The 12,534-nt window shown below is 45.7% G+C and carries 8 protein-coding genes; 6 read left to right on the top strand and 2 right to left on the bottom strand.

Features of this window, described 5'->3' with window-relative positions:
- Positions 1–350 precede the first annotated feature (350 nt).
- Positions 351–1,007 carry a GIY-YIG nuclease family protein gene (locus BMZ72_RS15295; protein WP_089809852.1) on the bottom strand — a complete coding sequence of 219 codons (657 nt, stop codon included), beginning with the start codon at positions 1,005–1,007 and terminating at the stop codon, positions 351–353.
- A gap of 660 nt (positions 1,008–1,667) precedes the next feature.
- On the opposite strand from BMZ72_RS15295, the gene BMZ72_RS15290 reads away from it, so the two are divergent.
- The 3 genes from BMZ72_RS15290 to BMZ72_RS15280 are packed head-to-tail and all read left to right on the top strand — an operon-like array spanning position 1,668 to position 6,562.
- Positions 1,668–3,362 carry an McrB family protein gene (locus BMZ72_RS15290; protein ID WP_089809693.1) on the top strand — a complete coding sequence of 565 codons (1,695 nt, stop codon included), beginning with the start codon at positions 1,668–1,670 and terminating at the stop codon, positions 3,360–3,362.
- A gap of 3 nt (positions 3,363–3,365) precedes the next feature.
- Positions 3,366–5,642, top strand: a complete 2,277-nt coding sequence (locus BMZ72_RS15285) for a DUF2357 domain-containing protein (RefSeq protein WP_089809691.1) — start codon at positions 3,366–3,368, stop codon at positions 5,640–5,642.
- A 23-nt stretch (positions 5,643–5,665) separates the two neighbouring features.
- Positions 5,666–6,562 (top strand): aldo/keto reductase, encoded by an 897-nt coding sequence (locus BMZ72_RS15280; RefSeq protein ID WP_089809689.1) that lies wholly within the window; start codon positions 5,666–5,668, stop codon positions 6,560–6,562.
- Positions 6,563–6,568: 6 nt separating this feature from the next.
- Here BMZ72_RS15280 and BMZ72_RS15275 read toward each other — a convergent pair whose 3' ends face one another.
- The gene (locus BMZ72_RS15275) at positions 6,569–8,125 is read right to left on the bottom strand and encodes a S41 family peptidase (RefSeq protein WP_089809687.1); all 1,557 of its coding nucleotides are present in this window, start codon (positions 8,123–8,125) and stop codon (positions 6,569–6,571) included.
- A 375-nt stretch (positions 8,126–8,500) separates the two neighbouring features.
- Between BMZ72_RS15275 and BMZ72_RS15270 the strand changes: the two genes are divergently transcribed.
- From BMZ72_RS15270 to BMZ72_RS15260, 3 genes are all read left to right on the top strand, one after another.
- A complete protein-coding gene (locus tag BMZ72_RS15270) occupies positions 8,501–10,789 on the top strand; it encodes a GH92 family glycosyl hydrolase (protein ID WP_089809684.1) in 2,289 nt (762 codons plus the stop codon).
- Between the two features lie 123 nt (positions 10,790–10,912).
- Positions 10,913–11,740 (top strand): N-acetylmuramoyl-L-alanine amidase, encoded by an 828-nt coding sequence (locus BMZ72_RS15265; RefSeq protein WP_089809682.1) that lies wholly within the window; start codon positions 10,913–10,915, stop codon positions 11,738–11,740.
- Between the two features lie 68 nt (positions 11,741–11,808).
- The gene (locus BMZ72_RS15260; RefSeq protein ID WP_143087700.1) at positions 11,809–12,528 is read left to right on the top strand and encodes a hypothetical protein; all 720 of its coding nucleotides are present in this window, start codon (positions 11,809–11,811) and stop codon (positions 12,526–12,528) included.
- Positions 12,529–12,534 lie beyond the last annotated feature (6 nt).

The following is a 12,534-nucleotide window of genomic DNA, read 5'->3' as shown; positions in this document are numbered from 1 at the left end:
CGGAAGCTGTGAGCGGAAAGGGGTAAATAAGTTAAAACAGGTAGCAGATAATCCCTGTGCTGAGGTGAAGAGTTAAAGAGCAAGGGGAGTGTGTGTAATTGCGTAATCATGACAGGGTGCATCCCTATATATGCAATGATGAGACTGGATAAAACCAGGTGCGGAAGCTGTGAGGATAGAGGGGTAAATAAGCTAAAACAGTTAGCAGATAATCTCTGTGCTGAGGTGAAGAGTTAAAGAGCAGGGGAGCGTATATAATTGCGTAGTCAGCCAGAGAGCATCCCGTGTCAGCGGAGGTCTATGTAGTCCACATGCAGACGTCAATACAGGGGGATAGCGGCTTTTCCGGACTAATACAGCTGGTTCCGGAGTATTCTTTTGATCATATGTATCGTGCTGCGGCTGATCTGACCTTTATACCTTTCCAGGATGGCATTTTCGCTCGATCCTGCACCCAGGTCATTTACGACCAGCAACCATTTACTCAGGAATTCGGAGTTAGGCGTACGGTATTTCAGGAGGCGGCGTACGGTTTCGATCACTGTTTTGCTGACCAGGCCCTCGTTGAGTTCAAAGATCTCATCTGTACTCAGCCCCAGCTCAATATCCTGCGCTACCCGGGAATAATCCTGCAGGTATTTTTCGTTGGCTTCCATAACCTGTAACAGCGGATTATCGCTATAACGGATCACGTTATATTTTCTGGCCTGTTTATGTAATTCGGTCAGCGCGTAATTGCGTGCAATATTATCGCAGATAACAAGGTCCTCTTTGCTGAGTTCAAACCATTCACCTTTCACCCGCTTATGCTGGAATACGATATGCAGACACTCTTCCAGCTCCGTCATGTTCGCAGCAGCATATTGCCTGATCACCCGGAACATTACAGGCAGATGGGTATGATAGGCCGCCAGTCTTTTCTGAAGATCCTGCGTCTTGCCTATTTTAAAAAGGTTCTTGCCCGTATTGATGATATAAACACACTTTCCGATCTGTACCTGTTCCATCGGTTGATAAGTTACGAGGGTGTCATAAAAGGTTACGGCTGCAAATTGCCGATTTTTTTTGAGAATCGTCCAGTTTATATGAATCGGAGGGTATCTGTTTAAACAGCTATAGCTGGTTATCAGGGTCTGTGACAAGATAATTGACACCGGATTGGCGGCAATATACTGCTGCTGTAAAGAGCTCCCTGCATGAAACAAGGTAACAGTGAAATTATTGCGGTATCACGGCAAACCATAAATGTTTTCAGTACGTCCTGACGATTCAGGCTGTTCAGGACGTGTAACCTATATCAGGACCAGGCCTTGTAAAAGCTTTATCATGGCTTAATCAGCAACATTACCCGTACATAAGCAATAGATAATTCGTAGATAAGCCGTAGATAACCCGTATCTATAAGAATGGCTTATATACGGCTTATCTATGGCTTATCTACGAGTTATGTACCGGAGATCTACCCGAAGCAACCCTTATTTAGACGACTCCGGGATGGCATCTTTAATACGGAACCTTATTTGCCTGACTTGTGTGCCAGGTTGAGAGGAAAAATTGGTTAGACGCATATTTTATATGTGTCATGATCAAATTGATAAAAATAATATCAAATTGATAAGTAATTGATTTTTAATTGTTTATTTCCTTTGTTTAAATAAATTGCAGGTATGAAACCTGCGAAAATCTATGATGTCAGGGGAGGCAATCCTGACTATCATAACCTGTTATCCCACGACAAGACATTCATTTTCTGGAACGACGCTGAGCTGGGTGATGCCACACCCGGTGAAATTGTCTTTTTTGTTAACCGGGAGGAAATGGAAGCCTTATACACCATTGCGACAGCGGTTACCTGTACGGCAGTCCGTAATAAGCTGACGATGCTAAAGGAGTTCGATTATGACGATGCTACCTATGCCGGCATGGAAGGCGACGAATTCCGTCAATATGAGATACAACAGATCGTGACTATTCCGAAAGGCTGGAAATGGCAAAAGCCACTCCGTCAGGTAGCCGTTACAAGTTTGTGGAGCGATGAGGGAGAAAATACCAACCGGCTGGAAAGGGTCGGTGATTTACAGCAGCTGTTTACTGACGGTCCTGCCTGGGATGCATTAGAGGGATATAATATGCACGTAGAGGCTATAAACATACCTGTTAACCAAACGAACATACAAATGAAACTGGTAACTCCTGCCAAAAGAAAAGAGGGCTTAAAACAGCCTCAAAATCGCATTACGGGAAAAGTATCTGCTCCCGCATTTGGACATCCTTACCGCAAACTGCTAATGGCTTTAAAGACAAAGCCGTTCGTGCTACTGGGTGGCAACAGTGGGACCGGAAAGTCCTGGACGGCACGTAAACTGGCTTATATGACCTGTTCTGACCCTGCTCTCCGTACAGGGAACAGGCCGGGCAATTTTGAGATGGTCAGTGTAAGGCCTGACTGGCACGAACCAGACGATCTCCTGGGCTATGCGGTTACGCACAACGGGATATTACGATACCATTGTACGAAACTGCTGCGTTTTATGATAAAGGCCTGGAAATATCCGGAAGTCCCTTTCATCTTGTGTCTTGATGAGATGAACCTGGCGCAGCCCGAACACTATTTTTCGGATTTTCTGAGTGTGTTGGAAACTGCCAGGGTACACGATGGAAAAAGAATATATGATCCGTTCATCGATGCCGGGGACGTAGCTCATTACAGCCATGGTGATCCCACTTTCTGGCAGCAGTTGGGTTTGTTGGGGAATAGTGATTTGCAGCAGCAGTTCCTTGAAAATGGGATCAGTATGCCAGCTAATTTATTTGTGATAGGTACTGTGAATATGAATGAGATCACCCGCACCATCAGTACCAGGTTACTCGACAGGGCCATGACCATTGAGGTGAAAATGAAACCGCTACAGGAAAAACTGGTTAGGGAAGCTGAACAATGGGAATATCCGCCAACTTATGAGCCTGCAGCGTGGCTTATGGCGCCTCCTCCGGACAGGTTCATTGCCTATCAGAATCATCCGGATATTGGTATGCGTATCTTTCGGCATCTTGAAAAACTATATATCATACTGGAAGACACAAAATTTGCATTAAGCGATCGTGTGCTGCATCAGACACTGGTCTACTGCTTCCTCCATTGCGAACAAAAGAAAACAGATTTACCGGCAGACTGGATATATGCCTTTCTGGACGAAGTGATCGCTATGAAGATACTGGTAAGAATAGCTGGGGACAATGATACCTGCCGCGTACTGCTCGATCGTCTGCTACCAGAAATGACACCTTTCCCCGCCAGCCGGCAGAAGGTACTGCAAATGCAGTCTGTTCTTGAAAATGTTGGTTATACTTCTTATTGGTAGTACATGCATATACTGTCTGTTAAACATGAACATTTTAGTCTGGTGGTAGCACTGGCAGATGGTAGAGATGCGGCAGCGTTTGAAGAGATATTCCAGATTGCCAAACAAAGGCATCTGGAAGCGAATTTAGTAACAGCGTATGTTTGTTCTGCGGGCAAATGTGTCTTTTGTATATGGAATCCTAAAAGCCATTGCTTTGAGGAGATAAGTATGCTACAGGCAAATTATCCGGTTATCTTCGATAATATCAGGTATAAGTTTACGCTAAGTTTCCATCGGGACGTATTACATCCTTCTGTTTATACGAAGCTTGATAGTCTGGATAATCTCTTTCAGATGCAAAAAACGAACGAGAACACTTTTGTATCTCCAGCTGTACTTGACTTCAGGAATGAACCAGGTGATTTTGAACTGATCCTGCATTATCAGTTCAGGACCGTTCCGCACCGTGTTTCTTTCAAGTTTCAGGTATACGCTGTAAATCTGGACTTTAAGCGGGATCTGCCTGCCATGCAGCGAAGTGTCGAGGTGATCCATCCCCGTTTATTCATCGACCATCTGAAAAAGACCTCTCAGCCTTTTGAACCTTGTGGAACGGATGATAGTGCCATACTATGGTGGACAAACTTCAGAAATCTTTTTAGAAGTATTGTAAGGAACGTGAAGGCGGTAGTTAACGACCCTCACACGAACCCGGAGATTGGAATGAAAAGGGTAAAGGGAACAGCATTGGTAAATCCGGGAAGTAAACTTTCCGGTAAGATGGAGATGTTTGTGGGCAAACCAGGACACTTCTTTGCTACGATAGGGCAAAGCCCAATGAAAGATAACGATGAGAACCGTTTTATAAAACATATCATCAAAGATATCCTGTCAACGTACCGGGACGTCTACCAAAAATTGACCCGGGACAGCAGTTTTAAGAGAATTGCACGTGAGTATCGTATACAGCTGGAATTTTCGGCAGAAGCATTGAGTAGTTTACTGAAGCGAAGTTTTCTGAAAGACGTCAGATCCTTTGATGGAGAGCAGCCACATTCACAGGTGATGCACGCGCATCCGGGGTATGCGGGGCTTAAAAAAGACTGGGAAACTTTGCGGAAAGGATATCAGTTACTGGATGGTCTGTATGAAATGGAGCTGAAAGACGTCGGGTATATGTATAAGGTCTGGACCTTTTTCGGAATGGCAGAACTTATAAGACAGATTACGGGGGTTTCTCCTGAGATCCATAAAATGGCTGCGATTAAAAAGAAAGCAGCCGGCATCGTACCACAAAAAGATGTACAATCGAAAATGACCTTTCATTGTCCCGATGAAATAGTGGTAGAATTGTACCAGGAACCGCATTATACAGGTGATTTTACGGATACAATTGCCGGTGGACAGGAAGAGGAAATATGCCTGCATATTGTTATGAAGGTGGGAAAGAAAGGTCAGCACCCCGATTTATATCAGACATACCTATTTGATCCAAAATATAGATTGATAGCGTCTAAGGAATACGATCATATAGACATCCCGCTGGAATCCGATATCCAGCAATTGAATAATTACAGACGAGTGTTTTATAACAGGCCGGAATGGGACGGAGGACATGGGTACAAGAAGGAAATAGCCGCTGCCTACGTTCTGTTCCCCGGCAGGGAAGCGGGTGCCGCTTACAGGAAGTATTACGAAGAAGTGATCCTGCCTAAGGACGAAGGGGGCTTCGCTTTTCTTCCTTATCACAAAGAAGGAAAAAACCTGTTGAAGAAACACCTGCGTAAGCTGATCAAAGAAGACAGTAAAAAGCATTTACAGCATATATTAAATCCCGAAGGCCCTGGCATTCAACTGATGGAGGCTTATGTGATTGTTATTCCTGTAATGGTAAATGATGCTTCATTGATTGATACAACCGCCTCCCAGGTAGCCACATTATACCCGATCAGACAGCTCGATCCGGCAATAGGAGGGGGCATGGTGCGTCAGGTGGCGCCCTATTTTGAAGGACAGGGCATCATTTGCTATTATGACATAACCGCGATACATATAAAGGCATGGCGGGATATTTATCCCCCGACGCATCCTTCATTCCGCGATGAGGGCAGAAAATACGTTGTGCTGACCCTGAAGAACAAGGTGATGCTGAACGATTATGTGCGCATAAAAGGTATGGCTAACAATAAACGCTATACGCAGATAAAGTCCCTGTATAGCCCTGTAGGTGGATTTATCAGGACGGTCACCAGTGCGGAAGTGCTGGGTACTACCCGTAAATCTCCCCAAAAAGGATAAGCAGAATTGCTTAAATTAGGTGTATGAACTACAATATACTTGGCAATTCTAATCTTGATATCAGTGAGATCGCATTTGGGTGTATGTCCCTGAGTGGCAACGCTACTGAAAATGAATACCTGATCGCACAGGCGCTCGATAAGGGTATTAACTTCTTTGATACAGCGGATCTTTATCAGCAGGGAGAGAATGAAAAGCAGCTTGGCAAGGCCTTAAAAGACAGGAGGAATGACGCGATCATTGCCACGAAAGTGGGTAATCAGTGGCGGGCGGATGGAAGCGGCTGGGACTGGAATCCGAATCCTGAGTATATCAAAAAGGCGGTGGAAGATAGTCTCCGCAGACTGAACATCGAATACATTGACCTCTACCAGCTGCACGGTGGTACCCTGGAAGACCCTATTGATGATATCGTAGCGACCTTTGAGCAGTTACAGCATGAAGGAAAGATCCGTTATTATGGGATCTCGTCTATCAGGCCCAATGTGATCCGGGAATGGATACAGCGGTCCAATATGAGTAGTGTGATGATGCAATACAGTCTGCTGGACAGACGTCCGGAAGAGGATATGCTGCCATTACTGGATAAGCATAATATCGGTGTACTGGCGAGAGGCAGTGTTGCTAAAGGACTGCTGGCAGGAAAGCCTGCAGAGTCTTATCTGAATTATAGCGTAGAAGATGTGCATAAGATGGCTAATGCCGTACAGCAGATTTCGGCAGATAAGCGTACGCCGGCACAGACCGCGATGTGTTATATTCTGGGAGAACCGGCTGTAAGAGCGGCTGTGGTAGGAATAAGAACGCTGACGCAACTGGATGAGGCGGCAGGATTGCCGTTGACCACTCCACTCACGTCAGCGGAAAGAGTATTGTTAGGATACGAGCTGGTCGCCAACTATTACGACCAGCATCGCTGATAAAGATTAGTGAATACGGTTGCCGATACGGTAGTCCACCATCCCGTTGAATTTCGGAGAGGTAATGGAGTACTGGATAGCAGCACGTTGATTGGCAGTGCTTTGTGTTAACACCCGCGCATTGGCGCTGGTTCTGGCAAAGCTGCCGGTATTGATATAATTGAAGATCTTGTCCAGGTTGTCGTCATCTGTACGATATCCCCAGGGCACATTGATATAGTCATTAGCCGGTTCATCAGGCGCGATACCTGTATAGTATCCCCCTGCATGATTGGCATTTTCCGTCGCGAAGTTGATAGCATACAGATCGGCAAGGTAATGCTTGGTATGTGTGCTATCATATTTTGAGATATTGAACGTAATGAATCCCACCGGTTTACCATAAGTGGTATCTCCTACCAGTTTCACATTCATATAAGGCAACAGGTTGTTCAGCGTCAGTTCGCTGGCAGAAGCCGTGTGCGAGGAAGTGATAAAGAAAACATTCCTGAGTGACAGTCCACCAGTATTGGCAGGGAATGCCACACTGCTTTCCAGTCCGGTACCATCCAGGTCAGCGGTCAGCTTATCATTGTACTTATAATAATACATTGGTTTACCAGCAGCAGATGCCGGTGCAATAGCGCTGTCCAGGTATTCTGCTGTAGCTACGGAGCCGCCGCCATTATAACGAAGGTCTACGATCAGGTTGGTGATACCTGCCGATTTGAACTTAGCGAATAGGGCGTCCAGGGTACTTTTGGTCAGCGTCGCAGCTCCCTTACTATTCTGTGTGTTGGTAAAGGTATAGAAGGAGAAATAGCCCGTCTTCTGGCTATTCACCGTATATACTGTATCAAACAATACCGGGTTGATATTGTAGGAACCTGACTGTAAGGTATAGTTGGCAACGGTACCGGTCACGGCTTTTTTTACCTGTAAGGTGACGGAGGTAGAATTATAGATGGCATTGGTTACCTTCTGTACATTGGTATTACCGTCATAGGAGATATTACTGTCACCGTTGATGGCTACGATCTCATCTCCGCGGTTCAGGCCTTTCTGACCGGCAGGAGAGTTCTTATCAGCATAAAGAATGTAGAGGTAGGTCTTGCCATTGGCATCGGATGCATAGCTGACCTCCATCCCATAGGTACCGGTAGCACTGACCTTATTAAAGGTTTCAGATAAGCCATCCTGCAGGGAGCTGGACAATGAACCGGTTCTGTCGAGGAAACTGTAACGGTCCAATGCCTGTCCATTAGAGACACTATAGGTCTTCATGGTCGCCAGCAGATCGTCGGCAGTGGCATAGATGCTGGCGGAAGGATCCAGTTGTGGTACCTGGTTGTACCAGAGGTAGGTTGGCAGGTTGGTTGTTTTGTTACGTCCCCCGTCTACATATGTCACCTGCATAATGCGGTACATCAGGTATTTCAGGGAATCTTCGTCACTGACAACCGAAGAGGAAGTTGGCGTGGAGTTGTCGACTTTGGCGTCGTTTTTATGGCAGGCGCTGAGCATAGCACTGCCAAGCACACCAACTATCGCCATTTTCATGGCTAACGTAAAATGTTTATTCATATGTTCAAATGTTCTTTAAAAGAAACTTTGTCAAACGGGAAACTAAAATGAATGCTGATATGGAATGGTGATTTGCATCGAACGATACTAAAACGACAGATCTGCGCTTCTGGTATATTAAATATTCACATGGTCTTTTTTTGTCTGCCGGATCGCTAAATTCATCATTTGACTACCAAAGATGGGGCAGGTTTATTCTCATGACAAAAAACATATTAGGTTTAAAATAAAGATGGTGCTAAAGCTACACGAAGCTAAAACATTTTAGCCTCGCTGTAGGTCATGGTATCGCCATTTATAAAATAAACTAGTACTTTTCGCGTGAAACGCTATTTTTACAGACTTATAAAAGCTAAAATTCCATTCAGTCTCAACATGAAAAGAGTTATCTTATCCGCCCTTATGCTGGCATCCTGCTGGGTAAAGGCGCAGACAGTCAACAGCGTCACTGATCCGGTAGAGTGGGTCAACCCGCTGATGGGTACCGATTCCAAAGGTTCCCTCTCTACAGGAAATACCTATCCTGCTATTGCTACTCCATGGGGTATGAACTTCTGGATGCCGCAGACAGGCAGAATGGGAGACGGCTGGGCTTATACCTATGCTTCTGATAAACTGCGTGGTTTCAAACAAACTCACCAGCCAAGTCCATGGATCAATGACTACGGTCAGTTCGCCATCATGCCGGTAACCGGAAAGGTGAAATTCAAGGAAGATGACAGAGCCAGCTGGTTCTCTCACAAAGCTGAGGTGTCTAAACCTTACTACTATAGCGTATATCTGGCAGATCACAATGTGACTACCGAGATCACGCCTACAGAAAGAGCAGCCGCTATCCGTCTGACTTACCCTAAGACTGACAGCGCTTTCCTGGTGATCGATGCACTGGATAAAGGCTCTTATATCAAAGTTTTACAATCTGAGCACAAGATCATAGGTTATACTACCAAAAACAGCGGTGGCGTACCTGCTAACTTTAAGAACTACTTCGTGCTGACTTTCGATAAGCCATTCACATATGTAGCTACATTTAAGAATGGTGAGCTGAAACAGGGTGAAGCGGAAGCACAGGACAAACACGTAGGTGCTGTAATCGGTTTTGCTACTGCAAAAGGCGAGAAAGTGAACGTAAAAGTGGCTTCTTCCTTTATCAGTCCTGAACAGGCTGAACTGAACCTCCAGAAAGAGATCGGTAACAGCAGCTTTGATCAGATCAAAGAAAAGGCAAAAGCTGCCTGGAACACTGAACTGGGCCGTATCAAGGTAGAAGGTGGTACTTCTGAACAGACCCGCACTTTTTATTCCTGTCTGTACCGTACTATGCTGTTCCCGCGTAAATTCTATGAATACGATGCGAAAGGTGCTGTAGTACACTATAGCCCATACAATGGTCAGGTACTGCCAGGGTACATGTTCACCGACAATGGTTTCTGGGATACCTTCCGTGCTACCTTCCCTTTCTTCAACATGATGTACCCGTCTATGAACGCACACATCATGGAGGGTATGGTCAATGCTTACAAAGAAAGCGGCTGGTTGCCTGAGTGGGCGAGCCCTGGTCACCGTGACTGTATGATCGGTTCCAACTCTGCTTCCCTGATCGCTGACGCTTACTTAAAAGGCGTAAGAGGTTTCGATATCAACACTGCTTACGAAGCCCTGCTGAAAAATGCTGATAATTCCGGTCCGCTGACTTCCGTTGGCCGTGCTGGTGTTAAATATTACAACGAACTGGGTTATGTACCTTACGATGTGAACGTAAACGAGAATACTGCCCGTACACTGGAGTATTCCTACGATGACTTCACTATCTACAAACTGGCAAAGGCGCTGAACCGTCCTGCTGCTGAAGTAGAGAGATTCGCAAAACAGGCACGTAACTACCGTAACGTGTTCGATGCTGAAACAAAACTGATGCGTGGTAAAAACAAGGATGGCAAGTTCCAGACACCGTTCAACCCATTCAAATGGGGTGATGCCTTCACTGAAGGTAACAGCTGGCACTATACCTGGTCTGTATTCCACGACGTACAGGGCCTGATCAACCTGATGGGTGGTAAAGAAACTTTTGTTTCCATGCTGGATTCCGTATTCAACATGCCTCCTGTATATGATGACAGCTACTATGGTGGTACGATCCACGAGATCCGCGAAATGCAGATCATGAACATGGGTCAGTATGCACATGGTAACCAGCCTATCCAGCACATGATCTACCTGTACAACTATGCAGGTCAGCCATGGAAATCACAGTACTGGATCAGAGAGGTGATGAACCGTCTGTATTCAGCTACGCCCGATGGTTACTGCGGTGATGAAGATAACGGTCAGACTTCTGCCTGGTATGTATTCTCCTCTCTCGGTTTCTATCCGGTATGTCCTGGTACACAGCAGTATGTTGTAGGTGCTCCTTTATTCAAAAAGACCACCGTTACCCTGGAATCAGGTAAGAAAGTGGTAATTGCCGCTCCTAAGAACAGCGATGCTAACCGTTACATCAAAGCAGTTACCGTTAATGGTAAACCTTATACCAATAACTGGCTGGATCACAATGAACTGATGAAAGGTGCTGTGATCAATGTAGATATGGATGCGGTTCCTAACAAGACAAGAGGTATTTCTGACAAGTCAGTACCTTACTCCCTGACGCAGGAACTGAAATAAGATACAGGTAAGGGGATGTAAGTCCTCCAGACCACACAACAAAGCCCGGCTTCCTTAAAACGAGCCGGGCTTTGTTATTAATTAACGGATAATCATTAAATTAAACTACCAAAGAAGTATTCGATGAAGCCATATTTCCGTTTACTGTTATGGGTAATAGCCGCAACCGTATATGGTTGTGCTCCGAAACCCTACGCGACGACCAATAAAATGTACCGCCAGCAGGCAAAACAGTATGCCGCCACCCTGCGTACGGAACCGGCAGCCATACCTGCTGCGGGTGCACCGACCGCAGTGAACTGGATCGGGACGACCAATTTTAATATGCGTAAGCCCAACTATGTGATCATTCATCACACGGCTCAGGGTTCCTGCGATACCACCTTTAATACATTCACACTGCCCCGTACGCAGGTGAGCGCGCACTATGTGATCTGTAAGGATGGGACGATCAATCATATGCTGAATGATTACCTGAGAGCCTGGCATGCTGGTATCGCCAAATGGGGAAATGTGACGGATATGAACTCCTGCTCCATTGGTATCGAACTGGATAACAACGGTCTGACGCCTTTTCAGCCCCAACAGATCAACAGTCTGCTGGTATTACTGGACAGCCTGAAACACCGTTTTAATATCCCCGCAGCCAACTTCATCGGACATGGTGACATTGCGCCTGGTCGTAAGGTAGACCCAAGTGCCTGGTTCCCCTGGCAGCAACTGGCAGAAAAAGGCTTTGGATTATGGTATGGCGATACGGCAAAGATCATCGTACCAGCAGATTTCAGTAATAAACAGGCTTTACGCATCGTAGGGTATGACACCCGGGATACCGTGGCCGCTATTAAAGCATTTAAAAGACATTTTGTGCCGACTGATACGACCAACAGTACCAGTCTTGATGAAGGGGAGAGGAAGATCTTATTCAGTCTGATGGAAAAAAGCGAATAAACCTTTTCAATCATATACATATGCGATCCTTATCACTCCGGCCCTGTTATCTTTTAGTCATAACATGTATGATGGCCGTTTCCGCGTTTGCTCAGAAAGGAGACTGGTATACCCTGACCACAGGAGCGGTACCAGTCTGCCATATCAAAATCGACGATGATGATCTGGCGGTGGAAAATGCAGGTACCCCATCCAGGGAAGTAAAGCTGGCAGGCGCCGGAGGGAAAGGAAAGGCGGATGCCATGGCGCATATTGATGTAAAGAAGATCAGTGCCAATGGCAGGTTCTATATGATCCTGCTATCAGAAGATAACCTGTACTTCTGTACCACTTTCAAGTATTTTAAAGACCGGGATTCCCTGCTGATGTACTGTGCAGATGGGGTGGACGATGGCTATAAGACCATGCAGGAAGCACTGAATGCTATTAAAAAAGATACAGGATCACATTTCAGCATTACCCTGTACAGAAGAGAGCAACTGGATGTACAAAAACGTAAAACCCCGATCTCCAAGGTGACAGAAGAAGATTTCAGCACAGGGCTGACCCGTTTCACCCAACAGATGGACCAGTTCTGGCAATATCGCGGCTATGGCCGTTATGAACCATTTTATCTGTGGATGGGGCTTATCTATGGAAATGCCTTTGGCAATGCGTTCAATGAAGGCTACAGTACATTGAGCCTGGACGCGAAGAATTTAAAGGTGCCTATCAGTAAATATGGGGGTAATCCTACGATAAAAAAGCAAATTGAGGATGCCGGTCTGGCAGGTGCCGGAAATCAATAGATATTA

Source organism: Chitinophaga sp. YR627, assembly GCF_900114995.1.
GTDB lineage: Bacteria > Bacteroidota > Bacteroidia > Chitinophagales > Chitinophagaceae > Chitinophaga.
The sequence above is the reverse complement of the archived record's forward strand: the minus strand, read 5'-3'. Positions and strand labels throughout refer to the sequence as shown.